The sequence below is a fragment of the Bradyrhizobium agreste genome, assembly GCF_016031625.1.
Classification (GTDB): domain Bacteria; phylum Pseudomonadota; class Alphaproteobacteria; order Rhizobiales; family Xanthobacteraceae; genus Bradyrhizobium; species Bradyrhizobium agreste.
The window spans coordinates 248648-263933 of the sequence record NZ_JACCHP010000001.1 but is presented as its reverse complement, the minus strand read 5'-3'; the positions used below and the strand labels follow the sequence as shown (position 1 = coordinate 263933).

Below are 15286 nucleotides of genomic sequence, written 5' to 3'. Positions count from 1 at the left end.
GGGACGATGTCCAAAACCATGAGTGATTTTGTGAATGCGTGCCAAGTCATCGATGTCCATGAACATCACATGCCCGAGGTCGCACATAGCAGGGACGTAAATCTGTTGAAGCTCTTCCAGCAGAGCTATGCGGCTTGGACAAGCCGGGTCCTGCCATCCGAACCCAGGGCGACGGGCGATATGTTATCTACCCCTACCGAGCCAACCACCTGGGAGGCCCTTGCTCCATTCCTAGAGAGCAGCGGCTCAAATGCATTCGTTCGTAACCTCACCGGCGGTGTCGCCGAGCTTTACGGCTTCGCCGAGACCGGCATCACGCGCGACAACTGGGAGGCGGTAGACGCCTCAGTGCGCTTGCGCCACAAGCAGGCGACATGGCCAAGTGAAGTGATTAGGCGCGCCGCCATCGGGAGGATCGTAACGGACCCTTTTCTCGATCCGTTAATGGATCCGCGCCCGGTCCTTGGGCAAAGCTACGATGCGGTCCTGCGGATCAACGCATTCGCGCTCGGCTGGCACCCCGAATCCCGCGACCATAATGGAAATTGCGGCCATACGTTGCTGCGGCGCCTCGGCATAGAGGTGAAAACCTTTGACGATTATTGCGCCGCGATCCGCGAGCTCGTAGCCGGCTGCGCCCGGCGCAATCACGTTGCGCTCAAAAACGCGCTCGCCTATGACCGGGATCTAAGCTTTGACGAACCGAACGAGGAGCTGGCTCGGCAGGCCTGGGGACAAAGGTCTCCATCCCCTGCGGCGCGCAAGGCGTTCTGCGACTTCGTCGTCGACTTGTTTTGTCAACTCGCAGGCGAGGCCGACCTGCCAGTCCAAACTCACCTCGGAACGGCCATCATAAGCGGCTCCCACCCGCTACGTATGACCGGGTTGATTGAGCGTCATCCTCGGACGCGCTTTCTGCTGATGCATATGGCCTATCCCTGGAGCCGGGACTTGTTGGGCATGGCCTTTGTGTATCGAAATGTTTGGCTGGATTTGTGCTGGTCCTTTCTGTTGAGCCCGTCACATTTCAAGCTCGCTCTGCACGAGGCTATTGAAGTTTTGCCCGATGAATCGCGAATGATGATCGGAGGAGATTGTCTTCACGTCGAGGAGACGTTTGCCGCGATACAGGGCGCACGCCGGCTCATTGGCGAGGTTCTGAACGAAAAAGTCGCGAGCGGTTACTTTCGGTCTCGAGACGCAGAGCGCTTGGCGGTCAGAATCCTTGGCGAGAACGCGAGGGAGTTTTTCAGACTGTCCTGATTGCTGCACTTCGTTACGCGATTTTACCCAAAGTTGAGCCGAAGAGCCCGCTCGAAACGGAAAAATAACGGATAGTTTTCCGGTTACAGCGCCCCGCGGGAAAGAGCAGGGCGCGTGGAGCTCGGCCATGAGCCAAGGGAGGTCAGTTCGATGCTGAATGATCACCGACAACTCAGCCGCCGCCGCTTTCTCGGCCATTTCGCCTTTGCGTCTGCGGCCATTGCGGCCGGCCCGGGCAGCTGGGTGATCCGTCCTGACTGGGCCAACGCTGCCGAAGGCCCGATCAGGATTGGCATTGCGACCGACCTTACGGGGGCACTCGGCTTTGCCGGAAATACCGACGCCAATGTCGCTCGCATGGTCGCGAGCGAGATCAACGAGAACGGTGGTCTCTTGGGGCGCCCGATCGAGCTCCTGATCGAGGACACCGCGTCCAACGAGTCCGTTGCTGTTGGCAATGTCCGCAAGCTGGTTCAACGAGACAAGGTCGACCTGGTGCTCGGCGGCATTGCGAGCTCGATGCGCAACGCCATCAAGGACATCATCATCTCTCGTGGCAAGACGCTCTACATCTATCCGCAGGCCTACGAGGGCAGGGAGTGCACGCCCTATCTGTTTTGCACCGGGCCGGTACCGGCGCAGAATTGCGACCGGTTCATTCCGTGGTTGATCAAGAACGGTGGCAGACGCTTCGCGCTGCCTGGATCGAACTACGTCTGGCCGCAAACAATCAATGCCTATGCGCGCAAGGTGATCGAGAGCAGCGGCGGGGAGGTGGTGTTCGAGGAGTACTACCCGCTTGACCAGATCGATTTTTCATCAACCGTGAGCCGCATCACGTCCAACAAGGTAGACGTGGTATTCAACAGCGTCATTCCCCCGGGCGTCGGCTCGTTCTTCAAACAGCTTTATGAAGCGGGCTTTTCCAGGAATGGGGGACAGCTGGGCTGCGTGTACTATGACGAGAACACGCTCGAGATGAACCAGGCTCACGAGATCGAAGGCCTCGCCAGCAGCCTCGACTATTACAAGGCGCTCGCGGTGGAAGATCCGGTGAGCGCCAAAATTCAGTCGGCCTACGAAAAGCAGTTTCCTGGCAAGTTCCGGTTTTCAGCAGGTAGTGCTGCGACCGGCACTTATCGAGGCCTGAAGCTGTGGGAAGCCGCAGTGAGGGAAGCCGGTACAATTGACCGCGAGGCCGTCGCTGCCGCGCTTGACCACGCCAAGATTGCGCAAGGGCCTGGCGGGCCGGCGGAGATGGTGCCGGGCAAGCGCCACTGCAGGATGAACATGTACATTGGCGTGGCAAAGGCCGGCCAATACGAGATTGTCGCCCGTAGCGCCGGCCCGGTCGAGCCGAAGGAGTGTTGAATGCCGCATGTTGCGCGGGCGAGCTTCGCCGGCGCCGCGTGCGAGCCGATCGCGGGGGCTACTTCCCGCGATAGTTCGGCGGCCTCTTCTCAAAGAAGGCGTTCATTCCCTCCTTCTGGTCAGCTGTGCTGAACGCAAAGCGGATCGCTTGCCGCTCAAACTCGAGCCCCGCATCCAGCGTGGTCTGAAACGCGGCGAGAACGGCCGCTTTGGCAAGTTCAGCCGAGCGGGGAGGCTTTTGTGCGATCAGATCGGCTATTTCGAGCGCTCGCGTCTGCGCCCTGCCGCTTTCGACAACTTCCGCCACAAGGCCGGCCTGCATCGCACTCCGCGCCGTGATGGATTGGCCGCTCAGGATCATCAGCATGGCCAGTGATTTGCCAGCCACGCGTGTTAGCCTCTGCGTCGCGCCGTCGCCGGGCAATATTCCGATGTTGATCTCAGGCTGCCCAAATACCGCCCCTTCACCTGCTATCACGATATCCGCGAGCAGCGCCAATTCGTGGCCGCCGCCGAAGCAAATGCCCTCGACCGCGGCAATGAGAGGCTTGGGGAAATTGGCGACATCCCGCCAGGCAGAACGTCGGGTGGAATTGTCGATTGCCTCAAAGCCGCGCTCCCGCATCTCCTTGATGTCCGCTCCGGCAGAGAAGAACGCATCGCTGCCACAAAGCACGACACAGCGGACATCCTCATCGAGTGCGGCACGGCGTAAAGTGGCGCCAAGCTCCACGATCAGCTCGTTGCTCAAGGCGTTTCGTTTTGATGTCCTATTCAGCGTCAATAGGCGCACGTGGGGCGCGACAGACGTCGCAAGGATGAGATCGGACGACTTGGTCATAGAGCGGTTCTCCTGAAGGAATATGAGAACCACTTAAAATGAAATCGATTTCGTAGCAACAAGCCTTCTTGGAGCCTGTTTTTGGCTGTTCGGCTCGCAGCCCCGACGGACCCGCGCTCAAGGCGGCGCTGACGGTGAGCGGCGAGGCAGCCCTAACTGCTGAAATCCGCTTGACTCCGTGGTTCCGAATGCGTATTGACGTTGAAATCGATTTCAGAAATCGCACGTTAGAACTACGCGATACTGCGGGAAACCGGAAGCATGCGACCGGCGAGAGTGGGTCGCATCTGAAAGATCTCACTGACGATGCGAGGGGTCTTGTGACGCCGCGCTGTCCAATAAGAACATCAGCTTCTTCAGAAGCGCGCTTAGAGCAACAGGAGGAAGGCTAGCCATGCGAATGGCACGGAATCTCGCGCGCGCTTTATGCGAGCTGCCGCGCAAGTCGGAAGCAGCGGTGGAGGCGTCCTGCGCCACTGGGCTCGTGCAATGGCCGCTCGTGAGGCGAGGCCCACAAATACCTGAAGCCAGGCGGGCTTTCCGCCGGCATCCCGGGCACCTTTTGCGCCTGCGCTTCCGCGGTCCGGCCTGCTCAAGGCCGCCGCTCTCGTAGACCCCCGTCGCGGCGGGCGCAGTTGAGCCGACGAGCGGCTGCTCGTTCTCGCGCGACCCGCAACATCATTAACGTCATCATTAGAGCCCGAGGACCCATGAACATCATTGCTCAGCCCAGCGCCGTCCCCATCCAGCTTGACAAGCAAACTGCCAACAAGCGGATGACCGCCGGCCTTGGAGGAGGGGTGGCGCTGGAGTGGTACGACTGGAATGTCTACGGCGTAATGGCAGCGTTTCTCTCGCCGCATTTCTTCCCTTCCGATGATCCCACCACCTCGCTGCTGGCGGGACTGGCCGTGTACGGGGCGGGCTTTTGCGCTCGACCGCTGGGCGCTGTTTTGCTGGGGCCGGTCGCAGATCGCATCAGCCACAAGCGCGTGATGCTGATCTCAGTCACGGCCATGGCGGTTTGCTCGCTTTTGATATCCTTGTTGCCCACCTACAAGGATCTCGGCGTCACGGCGGCCATAGCGCTGCTGATCATGCGGCTGATTCAGGGGCTTGCCACAGGCGCTGAAGCTGGTGTCGCCAACGCCATTGCAATTGAACTGGCGCCACCTGGAAAGGAGGGACACTACCTCGGTCTGATTGGCGGCACATTCATCCAGTTGGGAAACCTCGGATCCAGCCTAGTTGCCTTCCTGGTGAGCGCCTCGGTCGCACCTGAAGCCATGCGCGAGTGGGCCTGGCGTATACCCTTTGCAGTCGGTGGCGTGCTGGGCCTTTTGATCATCTATCTGCGCACGACGGTGCCGGAAACCTTGATCAATCGAGCCATGCATCGCCAAGACGAGTCTTCGCGCATTCAGGAAACGACTGGCGGTGTGTGGACAACGCTATGGAGCGTCCGCCTTTCGCTGCTCGCCGTCATCCTGGTGATCGGGTCGGTGCAGATCGCAAACTATGCCTGGAACACCGGTCTGCCCAACATGGCTAACACGGTCTTCAAGGAGAATAGCACGTATGTGTACGGGATCATGACGCTGATGGTCCTGATCTGGATGTCAACGGCGCCTCTTGTCGGCACTTTCGCGGACAAGGTGCGACCCTCGCGCGCGTTCACGCTGCTGCGCCTGTTGCTCATCCCATGCTTCTTCCTGACACTGCTCTATTCGGAAAAGGGCATCGTCACGTTCTTCTTTGTCACCGTGTTCGGCGGCGCGATCGTAGGCTTCAACATGGCCCTCTATAACTTCATCGCCACCACGCTGATGCCGCGCGCCGTGCGGACCACCGGAGTGGCTCTCGGCTATGCGCTCGGCGTCTCTCTGTTTGGCGGGACGTCACCCTATCTGCTGGTCTGGTTGCAACGCGAGCACATCGCCTGGATGTTTCCGGTCTACGGATCGTTGATCGCGCTCCTGAGCGTGCTGGTCTACCAGATCGCCAAGAAGCGCGGTCGCCTCTACATCGGTGAATGAACACGCTATGCCCCTGCGCTTCGCCGTGCCCGCGACGGACGCAAGCGTCCACGTCAGGTGCAAAACATAAGAGCTCGCGCGTATCTCTTCATGCTGGGCATGAGCGTGGGGGCGGCGCAAGCGTCCTTGCGCGAGCAGTCATTCACAACAAACAAAGAATGCTTGCGAGGCACTGAGTTTCTGAAACTGGAGTCCGAAGCATGAAAACACCTTCATCGCCGCACTTCACGCCTGTGGACTTGAAGCGATATTTCAACGCCAAGCGCGCAAATGCCGGTGAAGGGTTCGCCGCCCGCCCAGGTGACACCGGCTGGATCGATTCGCTTCGCGGGCTCCAGACCCATCGCGGCATGCCCTTTCTCTTCGGCAGCGAAACGGGGCCGGATGTGCTGGAGCTGCGCCCCGGGGCCCCTCCTGCCGTCATCGCGTTGCCGCCGACAATGGCGAGCTATGTGCTGTTCGTGCAAGTGGCGGCAGACCGCCCCAGTGCAAGCCCCGATGGTTTCGGAGAGATCGGCCCGGCTACGCTGCCTGTCGAAGGCAATCCACTTGGCGAGCGGGTGGCGACATACGGGCTCCGCTATGCCGACGGCAGCGAGACCGACGTGCCGGTGCTGCGCCGCTTCGCGATCCAGCAGAACCACATCTCCTGGAGTGCGAGTGCGTTCGCCGCACTGCCGCTGCGCGGCCCTATCGTGCATGCAAGCAACGGCGAGGATTTTGTACTCGGCAGAGCGCCAGGGGCGAGCTTCTTCCAGGGCGAGGCCCGCACCCAATCGGGACGCATGGATCGACAAGGTGAGAATGTGTGGCTTTACGCCCTCCCGAATCCTTATCCGGACAAGGAGCTTTCGGCGTTGAGCTTGCGCGCGGAACAGGAAATCTCGCTTGTGTTTGCGGTGACCACGACAGCTCTCACCCAGCACCCGCTGCGCCTTCAGGGCCGTCGCAAGCTGAAGGTGAGGCTGCCGCCCGGGGTCCATCTAAACAAGCTTGGCGAGCTCGATGTCGACGATCGGGGCGAGCAGATCGGCATGGACCTCGGCACGGTCATCTCCGCCCGCGCAGTGCTCGAGTACTCTAGAGCCGATTGGCTGGGCGCCAAAGTTGATGTGCAGCCCGTGCGCTCCGGGAGCGAAGTCATCGTGGAGTACTCCGCGCATCCGGACGCAAGGCTCTATCTGCGGTCCGACGATGGCCGCTTGCACATGTTCGAGCTTCGATCGTTGGAAGGTGGCGGTAACGCAGGCGCCTCGCTCAATGTGGCGACAGTCGAACCGGCCACAAGGCCGGTCAAGATCCGCATCGTGGAGAAGGGCAGTGGCGTGCGTGTTGCCGCGCGGCTGCATGTCCATGGTGCGCACGGAGAGTATCTGCCACCCAAGGGACATCACCGCAAGGTCAATACCGGCAGGTTCGAGGACTTCTCGGGCGAATTTGCCAATGGGCTGAACCAGTACGCCTACGTTGACGGCAGTTGCGAGGCGGACCTGCCACTCGGGCCCGTGTTCGTGGAGATCTGCAGGGGTTTCGAGGTGCGCCCGTTGCGCACCATCGTCGAAATCACTGCAACGACGGACAATCTCACCTTTGAGCTCGATCGTGTGCTGCGCTGGCGCGAACAAGGATGGGTTAGCTCTGATACGCACGTCCATTTCCTGAGCCCGCAGACAGCGCTGCTTGAGGGCAAGGCGGAGGGTGTCAACGTCGTCAACTTGCTCGCCGCACAGTGGGGCGAGCTATTCACCAACGTCGCCGATTTCGACGGACGCACGACGATCGGGGCAAAGGATTTCGGCGGGGACGGAGAATTCCTGGTTCGGGTCGGCACGGAGAACCGGATGCAGGTTCTGGGGCACATATCGCTGCTCGGCTACGAAGGTGAAATGATCAATCCGCTCTCTTGCGGCGGGTCCAACGAAGCTGCGATCGGCCATGTGCTGGAGGCGACCATGGCCGACTGGGCGGAGCGCTGCCGTCAGCAAGGGGGGCTGGTGGTCATGCCGCACGCGCCGAACCCGCAGGCGGAACGTGCGGCCGACATTGTGCTCGGCCTTGTCGACGCCATCGAAATGATGTCGTTCAACCCGCGGACCGCGCAGATCAGCGCATTTGGTCTCGCCGATTGGTATCGCTACCTCAACATCGGGTACCATCTGCCGCTGGTAGCCGGCTCCGACAAGATGGACGCGGCCGCACTCCTCGGGGGGGCGCGGACCTATGTGCGGCTGGGTGAACGCGACTTCACATATCGCAACTGGATGGATGCTGTACGCAGCGGGGACACGTTCATCACTGTCGGGCCTCTGGTTGAGATGACCGTTGAAGGACGTCGCCCTGGAGGCACGGTGGCCCTTCCCCGTTCAGGCGGCACTCTCACGATCGACTGGCGGATCGAATCGGTCAGCGTTCCGCCGGCCCGGGTGGAGCTCATATGTAATGGCACGGTCCTCGAGGAGGTTCGATGCGAAGGCTTGGCGTGCAAGGGACAGCTCTCCCTGCCCATCGGCGAGTCATGTTGGATCGCGCTGCGCGTTCGGGGCAGTGTCGCCGGACGCGAGGCTGACATTGCGGCGCACACCAGTGCGGTATATGTCAAAGTAGGCGGAATGCCCATCTTTGCCACCGCGGATGCAGTCTCGGTCCTTGCTCAAATCGAGGGATCGATCGCCTATATGGACACGCTCGCTCCCAAGTCCGACGAAGCGCGACACTCGCGGCTGCGAGCTGCCCTGGAACTTGCGCATCATCGCCTGCATCATAGATTGCACGAACTGGGCGCCAGCCACCACCATGCGCCCGTTCACTCCGTTCACGTTGAACGCGAGCATTGAGAAGCCTCTTGTGCCATTGACGGGCGCGCAGGTGGCGCATCGCATGCTCAGCCACCTCTACTTAACGGCGAATAATGGTATGGGGCGAGCAGCTTGCGACACCGAGTCCTGGGACACGAAGGCCAGGCTACGGTTCTGCAATACTTATCAGGACCGTGGCCCGGTCAATGATCTCGACTGCGCCCGCGACGGGCGGGACGGACGCTGGAGCGCGGCGGGGCGCTCGATGACCGCATGACCAGCCGATACGGCAACACGACACTTCTCGGGACAGGACTTCCGGCAATGGCATTGATGAGATAATCGGCGGCTCCCCGGCCGATTTCTGCTGCCGGAACGCTGACTGTTGTGAGCGGCGGGTCCATTTGCGCCGCCAGCTCCACATCGTCAAATCCTGTGATGGAAAGCGTGGACGGTACGGCCAGCCCCATCTTGCGAGCCTCTGCCATTGCACCGATGGCAAGCGTGTCGGTGGTGCAGATTACTGCTGTCGTGTCCGGATGATCGGTGAGGAGTTGACGAAGGGCACTACGGCCCTGCGCAAGCGAATAATCGGCCTTGACGATCTGGCTTGGCTTGAGCGGGAGACCGGCGTCCGAGAGCGCGCGCTGAATTCCCTCGAGCCTGGCGCGGGATCTGTCGTTGGACGCGGCGACAACGTTGGCAATCGCGCCGAAACGGACGTGTCCAAGCCTTAGCAGATACTCCGTTATCTCGCGGGTGGCGCTTTCGTTGTCGATTCCGATCGCTGGGATGCCGCCGCCGGCCTTGGCAACATAGGTGGTGATGACAGGTACGCCTGCCTGTTCGATCAGGCTCCTCAGCTCCCGTCCGTGGGAAGCTCCGACCAGCACGATTCCATCGATGCCGCGTTCAATGAGACTTTGCAGCTCCTGAAATTCACGCCGCTGGTCATATTGCGAATTCGCAATGAACAGCGTGTAGCCGCTTTCGCTGAGGCGGTTCTGGAGCGCTTCCACGCCTTCTGCAAAGATACCGAGTGCCAGTGTCGGAACGATGACGCCGACGGTCCGCATGCGTCCCGATTTCAATGCTCTAGCTGCGCTATCGCGCGTGTAGGCGAGGTCATTGATATGCCGCATGACCTTGTCACGAAGCTCCGGCCGTACGATATCGGGGTGATTGAGAACCCGCGACACCGTCGCCGGCGACACATTCGCCTTCCGGGCAACGTCCTCGATCTTCACGCGCGGCTGCTGGCGGCCTTTTAGCGCGATTACAGGTTTCTTGTCCATTTGCGTTGGTCCACCAGGAGAAGGAGAGGGTCTCCCCTCAAAAGGGTTAAACCATCACGAGCGCCACCTTCTCAAGCCCTCTATGCGGGCCATCGGCGCTATTTTCTGGCCCTCTCATGCGCAGATGGAGCGGGATGAAGCGAATCTCATCCGAAAGTTGGTCGATGCGCTTGACTCCGGTTCTTGCAAAGCCTAAGTCTGAAATCGATTTCATAAATCGAGAGCCAACAGCTCGATTTCAGGTCAAACCGAAAGCAAGGATGTATGGTCGATCTCTTGAAGGGCATTCGTGTCCTCAGCCTCAATCACTTTCTGATGGGTCCGGTTGGCGTGCAGTTTCTCGCCGACCTCGGTGCGGACGTGATCGCCGTGGAACCGCCCGGGGGAGCCTTTCAGAGGAAATGGGGCGGGGCGGACAAGCGGGTTGACGGCCAATCGATGTTGCTTCTGACGGGAAACCGAAACAAGCGCAGCCTCACGCTCGATCTGAAAAAACCCGAAGCCGTGGTCATCGCAAGGCAACTGATCGCTAAATCGGATGTCATCGCAGAGAACTTCCGCCCGGGTGTGCTCGACAAGCTTGGTCTCGGCTACGAGGATGCAAAGAAGATCAATCCGCAGATCATCTATGCCGCTGCCTCCGGCTACGGACCTGACGGGCCCTATGTCGATCGCCCAGGCCAGGATCTCTTGATCCAGGCGCTCTCAGGACTTGCGATGATCACCGGAAGTCGCGAGCAGGGGCCGCGGGCTGTCGGCGTTTCCGCCATCGATCATCACGGCGCCGCCTTATTTGCGGCGGGGATCCTGGCTGCCCTGGTGAGGAAAGCGCGGACGGGGCAGGGTTGCCGCGTCGATGTTAGCCTGCTGTCGGCTGCGCTCGACCTGCAGATGGAATCTTTTACCTGCTACCTGAACGGCCAAAGGCCTGACGACGTCCGCCAGCCGGGCCCGGTGGCCGGCTGGTACTACGGTGCACCTTACGGCATCTATGCGACACGCGATGGACACATTGCGATTTCTTTGGGATCGCTGGAGGCGCTCTCAGACGCGCTTGGCCTTCCGGCCGACCAGCGAATTCCCGACGAGGAGGCCTATCGCCGGCGGGACGAGGCCTCAGCCATCATTGCGGCCAGCGTCGCCAAACGCACAACCACCGAATGCATCGTCTTGTTCGAGGCGCGTGGAATTTGGCACGCTGCGGTGAACGATTATGCGGACGTCGTTGCGGATCCGCAGATTGCGCACAACAGAAATTTTCAGGTCGTGACCGGCGCGACCGGAACTCCTATCACCCTTGTCAGCCATCCGGTGCGCTACGACGGCGAGCAGCCGGGCGTGCGTTTGCCGCCGCAAAAGCTCGGTGCGCAAACGGAAGAGATTCTGAAAGAGCTGGGCTATGACGCCGGGAAATTGAAGGATCTCTACGATACTGGCGCCATCGGTGCTGCGGACTCGTATCACTAAACGAACAACGAGGATTCTCGAAAGTAGCACGCTTACGTCAGGAGGGTATGGTGATCCGCATAAACTTGCACGCGGCCTTCCCTGGGGTGCTCTGACGAGGCGTGCTCCTCGGCAGCGACGCAACCAAGGCACGCTTGGAAGTCTGGTGAACACTAACCGTTCACGCCAGTCCAGGATCTGTTGGTAAAGAGCTTTAAGTTGCCGTCAGGCCAAAGCCGCGCGGCGAGTATTATGTTGGGCCAGAAGCCATGTCGGAAAGCCAATATCTGCTAGCGCGCGAGCGTATGCTGAAGCGCATTGCCGAGACTCGGGACGCTGCACGCTCGGGCTTGCCACACTGGGCGAATGCCGCCGACGGAAAATGGACGTTTACACCCGATGGCGATTGGACCGGCGGGGCATTTGTTGGTGAGCTGTGGCTCGCGCATCTCGCTGATCCCAGGCAGTTCCCAATCGAAGACGCGCGTGCTGCGCTAAGCCGAATGTTGCCGCGTGCCGAGCGGCTTACGGCGTTCAAGGGCTTCGGCTTCTATCATGCCGGCGCCCTCGGCAGCATCCTGTTCAAGGAAGAAAACGCGCGCGCGGTGGCTCTGACAGCAGCAAGGTCGCTTCGTGATATGTTCGATCCACACCTCGGACTGATACCGTTGGGCAGGGATGCCGAGGAGGCGAGCGCAGTCGGAGCGTCCGAGAGCAGCATCGACTCGCTCCAGGCGACGGGCCTGCTCTATTGGGCCGCGGACGAGCTTTCCGATGCCCGGATGGAGGAGGTCGCCAATGCACATATGCGGCGTGTCCTGGAGATCCATGTGCGGCAGGACAATTCAGTTATCCAGTCTTCCACGCTTGATCCACACACCGGCAAGATACTCAGAACGCACACGCACAAGGGATATAGCGATATCAGCACCTGGGGCCGGGCGCAGGGATGGGCGATGCTCTACACCGCTCACGCCGCCATGGTCCGCCCGGACGAACCGCTATGGCGCGACTACGCCGTGCGCCTTCTTGATTGGTGGATCGACCATGTCCCTTCGGATCTCATTGCCTTCTGGGATTTCGACGATCCGGCGATCCCCAACACCAGCAGGGATACTGCAGCCACTGCTATTGCTGCTGCCGCGGCGCTGCGCCTCGCATCCGCACTTGGTCCTGAGCAGGGCGCCAAATATCGATCATTTGCGGAGCGCACAGTTACTCAGCTGAGCTCGAAATACCTGACACCGACTGCTCCCGATGACCCGCGCCCGCCTGGAATGCTCACCGGCGGCTGCTTCACCCGAAAGGCGATCGTGCGCGATATCGATGCGGCCCAGAACGTCGAGCTGATCTTCGGAAGCTACTTCCTGTTTGAATGCCTTGCCATCCTGACCGATCTGGTGCCGCCTGGCTGGATCTAATGAGGAGGCGCGAAAGGGTTCCGACGCGAGCAAAGCTCCAAACCAATCTTGTTTGTGACGCCACGCCAAATCTGTCCAAAAAGTGCGACGGCATCGATGTCTGCGATGGGCTGATCGAGTTCGACAGCAACTGACTGCTTCCTGTCTGGAATCCTCTACATGATAAATGCGAAAACTCCCGTCTATCGCGGCCTGTTCCCGGTCGCTCCGACGCCCTTTACGGAATCTGGAGATCTCGATCTCGAAGGGCAGCGGCGCGTGCTCGATTGCATGATCGATCAAGGCGTGGACGGAATCTGCATTCTGGCCAACTATTCCGAGCAGTTCCTGCTGTCGGATCAGGAACGCGATATTCTGGTCGATCTCTGCCTCTCGCATGTCGCGGGCCGCAAGCCCGTCATGGTGACCTGCAGCCATTTCAGCACCCAGATTGCGGTGCAACGCGCCCGCTATGCGGCCGAACGTGGCGCAAGCCTCCTCATGCTGATGCCGCCTTATCATGGTGCAAGCCTCAAGGCGGATGAAGGCGCCATGATCGGGCATTTCGGCCGGGTCGCCGATGCCGCCAACATTCCAATCATGGTCCAGGACGCGCCGCTCTCCGGCGTTACATTGACGGTGCCTTTTCTCGTCCGGCTCGCTTGCGAGGTGCCGCTCGCCAGATATTTCAAGATCGAGGTGCCGTTTGCGGCTGCCAAGCTGCGCAGTCTGATCGAGCTCAGCGGTGAGGTCATCATCGGTCCTTTTGACGGGGAGGAAGCCATCACCATGATGGCAGACCTCGATGCCGGTGCGATCGGAACAATGTCAAGCGCGCTCTTGCCTGATCTGCTCCGCCCCGTGCTCGATCATCACAAAGCGGGCGACAGGCAGGAAGCCGCTCTTGCGTATGCAAGGGTGCTGCCGCTCATCAATTTCGAAAACCGCCAGTGTGGCCTGCGCGCCGCCAAGAGCGTAATGGCTGAAGGTGGCGTGATCAAATGCGAAGCCGTGCGGCATCCGCTCGAGCAGATCCATCCGGCGACGAAAGCTGGATTGATCGAGCTCGCGCGTGAGCTCAACCCGCTGGCTCTTCGCTGGGGACATTGAGGTGCGGGCATGATGCGCCGTAAACAAGCCACGCAGGCAGAACCTGTGTACCCCAAGATCAGGATGTTCATTGCCGGCGAATGGACGGAAGGGGGTTCGGATCGCTCGGAAAAGATCCTCAACCCCGCGACCGGACAGCCAATTGGCGAAACTCCTTATGCGTCCCGCGGCGATCTCGATCGTGCGATCACGGCCGCTAAGGAGGGCTTTGAGATTTGGCGAAAGATTTCGGCCTTTGACCGATACAGGACGATGCGCAAGGCCGCCGATCTCATACGCTCGCGCGCAGCCAGCATCGCATCGATCATGACGCTCGAACAGGGTAAGCCGCTCACCGAATCGCGTGCTGAATCGCTCCTTGCTGCCGATATCATCGACTGGCTCGCCGAGGAAGGGCGGCGTGCATATGGACGGATCGTCCCGGCGCGCTTTGGCAATATTGCCCAGCTCGTGACCAAGGAGCCGGTCGGGCCGGTTGCGGCATTTACGCCCTGGAATTTTCCGATCAACCAGGCCGTGCGGAAGATCTCCGCCAGCCTTGCAGCCGGCTGCTCCATCATCGTCAAGGGACCTGAAGAGACGCCAGCGAGCTGCATGGAGCTGGTGCGTAGTTTCGCGGATGCGGGCTTGCCGGCGGGCGTGATCAATCTCGTCTTCGGGGTGCCATCCGAAGTTTCAGATTATCTCATACGCCATCCTATCATCCGGAAAGTTTCCTTCACCGGTTCGACCGTGGTCGGAAAGCATCTCGCAGCCCTTGCCGGCGCCCATATGAAGCGCGCCACCATGGAGCTCGGCGGCCACGCGCCTGCCATCGTTTTCCCGGATGCCGACGTCGAGAAAGCCGCAAGAATCTTGTCGGCAAACAAGTTCCGCAACGGGGGGCAAGTCTGCGTCTCGCCGACGCGGTTTCTGGTGCATGAGAGTATCTATGAAGATTTCGTTAAGAGGTTCGTTGCCGAGGCCAGCGCGATCAAGGTTGGCAATGGCCTTGAAAGAGATAGCCGGATGGGGCCGCTCGCCAATTCGCGGCGGGTCGATGCAATGGAGAGCCTTGTCGCGGACGCTCTCGATTGCGGCGCCCAGTTGCGCACCGGCGGCAAGCGTATCGGCAATACGGGGTACTTCTTCGAGCCGACGGTCCTGACCGATGTTCCACCTCAAGCGCGCATCATGAATGAAGAGCCGTTCGGCCCTGTCGCGCCGATTGTGCGGTTTGAAACCTATGACGAGGTTGTCGCGGAGGCCAATCGACTGCCTTACGGGCTCGCCGCCTACGCCTACACGCGATCCGCCGCAACGATGGCCGCTATCGGGACCGATCTCCAATGCGGGATGGTATCGATCAATCATCATGGGCTTGGGCTTCCTGAAGTGCCCTTCGGAGGAACGAAGGAGTCCGGCTTCGGTTCGGAAGGTGGCCTCGAGGCAATCGAGGGCTATCTCGACACCAAATTTGTGAGCCAGGCGAGCTAGAACGGCACTACCAGATACCAAACCGGAGCAGAACGACTTCGTTAGTGCCGCCGGATCGCCTCAAGCGCTCCGTCCTTCTCCGCTGGCAGACCGGTACGTCTGCCTTCTCCCCAGACTTGAGCCGCTGCCGGAGAAATCCGGCAGCGGTCCTTTTCTTTGCTGGACCCACACCTTCTTGTTCTTTCAGGCGGGAGCAGAAATGAGATACTTTGTCCGGCAGATCAGCGCGGATGGATAACAGCTGCGTGTGCCA

Annotated in this window: 10 protein-coding genes; 8 read left to right on the top strand and 2 right to left on the bottom strand. The window is 60.4% G+C overall.

All coding sequences use genetic code 11. The features are described from left to right. The first annotated feature begins 6 nt into the window (after positions 1-6). Positions 7-1263, top strand: coding sequence for an amidohydrolase family protein (locus HZZ13_RS00995; RefSeq protein ID WP_197957818.1), 1257 nt, complete (start codon positions 7-9; stop codon positions 1261-1263). A 150-nt stretch (positions 1264-1413) separates the two neighbouring features. Then, positions 1414-2634, top strand: a complete 1221-nt coding sequence (locus HZZ13_RS00990; protein ID WP_197958085.1) for a substrate-binding protein — start codon at positions 1414-1416, stop codon at positions 2632-2634. A 58-nt stretch (positions 2635-2692) separates the two neighbouring features. Here HZZ13_RS00990 and HZZ13_RS00985 read toward each other — a convergent pair whose 3' ends face one another. Beyond that, on the bottom strand, positions 2693-3475 hold the full coding sequence (locus HZZ13_RS00985) for an enoyl-CoA hydratase-related protein (RefSeq protein WP_210349170.1): 783 nt from the start codon (positions 3473-3475) through the stop codon (positions 2693-2695). 710 nt (positions 3476-4185) lie between these two features. Between HZZ13_RS00985 and HZZ13_RS00980 the strand changes: the two genes are divergently transcribed. Together HZZ13_RS00980 and HZZ13_RS00975 are read left to right on the top strand one after the other, a co-directional pair. Beyond that, the gene (locus HZZ13_RS00980) at positions 4186-5511 is read left to right on the top strand and encodes an MFS transporter (protein WP_197957816.1); all 1326 of its coding nucleotides are present in this window, start codon (positions 4186-4188) and stop codon (positions 5509-5511) included. 200 nt (positions 5512-5711) lie between these two features. Further along, positions 5712-8345, top strand: coding sequence for a CehA/McbA family metallohydrolase (locus tag HZZ13_RS00975; protein ID WP_210349169.1), 2634 nt, complete (start codon positions 5712-5714; stop codon positions 8343-8345). 164 nt (positions 8346-8509) lie between these two features. On the opposite strand, the gene HZZ13_RS00970 is transcribed toward HZZ13_RS00975, so the two are convergent. Next, the gene (locus HZZ13_RS00970; RefSeq protein ID WP_197957815.1) at positions 8510-9601 is read right to left on the bottom strand and encodes a LacI family DNA-binding transcriptional regulator; all 1092 of its coding nucleotides are present in this window, start codon (positions 9599-9601) and stop codon (positions 8510-8512) included. Between the two features lie 264 nt (positions 9602-9865). On the opposite strand from HZZ13_RS00970, the gene HZZ13_RS00965 reads away from it, so the two are divergent. The 4 genes from HZZ13_RS00965 to HZZ13_RS00950 all read left to right on the top strand — a co-directional run bounded on the left by HZZ13_RS00965 (position 9866) and on the right by HZZ13_RS00950 (position 15033). Next, complete coding sequence (locus tag HZZ13_RS00965) at positions 9866-11068, top strand: CaiB/BaiF CoA transferase family protein (protein WP_197957814.1); 1203 nt, start codon at positions 9866-9868, stop codon at positions 11066-11068. A gap of 248 nt (positions 11069-11316) precedes the next feature. After that, complete coding sequence (locus HZZ13_RS00960; RefSeq protein WP_197957813.1) at positions 11317-12468, top strand: glycoside hydrolase family 88 protein; 1152 nt, start codon at positions 11317-11319, stop codon at positions 12466-12468. Between the two features lie 159 nt (positions 12469-12627). Beyond that, positions 12628-13557, top strand: coding sequence for a dihydrodipicolinate synthase family protein (locus HZZ13_RS00955; RefSeq protein ID WP_197957812.1), 930 nt, complete (start codon positions 12628-12630; stop codon positions 13555-13557). Between the two features lie 9 nt (positions 13558-13566). Beyond that, on the top strand, positions 13567-15033 hold the full coding sequence (locus HZZ13_RS00950) for an NAD-dependent succinate-semialdehyde dehydrogenase (RefSeq protein ID WP_246504233.1): 1467 nt from the start codon (positions 13567-13569) through the stop codon (positions 15031-15033). The last annotated feature ends 253 nt before the right edge of the window (positions 15034-15286 follow it).

Bases quoted from the DNA above. Each gene is read 5' to 3' on its own strand.
- HZZ13_RS00995 (WP_197957818.1), top strand. From the start codon at position 7: ATGTCCAAAACCATGAGTGATTTTGTGAATGCGTGCCAAGTCATCGAT.
- HZZ13_RS00990 (WP_197958085.1), top strand. From the start codon at position 1,414: ATGCTGAATGATCACCGACAACTCAGCCGCCGCCGCTTTCTCGGCCAT.
- HZZ13_RS00985 (WP_210349170.1), bottom strand. From the start codon at position 3,475: ATGACCAAGTCGTCCGATCTCATCCTTGCGACGTCTGTCGCGCCCCAC.
- HZZ13_RS00980 (WP_197957816.1), top strand. From the start codon at position 4,186: ATGAACATCATTGCTCAGCCCAGCGCCGTCCCCATCCAGCTTGACAAG.
- HZZ13_RS00975 (WP_210349169.1), top strand. From the start codon at position 5,712: ATGAAAACACCTTCATCGCCGCACTTCACGCCTGTGGACTTGAAGCGA.
- HZZ13_RS00970 (WP_197957815.1), bottom strand. From the start codon at position 9,601: ATGGACAAGAAACCTGTAATCGCGCTAAAAGGCCGCCAGCAGCCGCGC.
- HZZ13_RS00965 (WP_197957814.1), top strand. From the start codon at position 9,866: ATGGTCGATCTCTTGAAGGGCATTCGTGTCCTCAGCCTCAATCACTTT.
- HZZ13_RS00960 (WP_197957813.1), top strand. From the start codon at position 11,317: ATGTCGGAAAGCCAATATCTGCTAGCGCGCGAGCGTATGCTGAAGCGC.
- HZZ13_RS00955 (WP_197957812.1), top strand. From the start codon at position 12,628: ATGATAAATGCGAAAACTCCCGTCTATCGCGGCCTGTTCCCGGTCGCT.
- HZZ13_RS00950 (WP_246504233.1), top strand. From the start codon at position 13,567: ATGATGCGCCGTAAACAAGCCACGCAGGCAGAACCTGTGTACCCCAAG.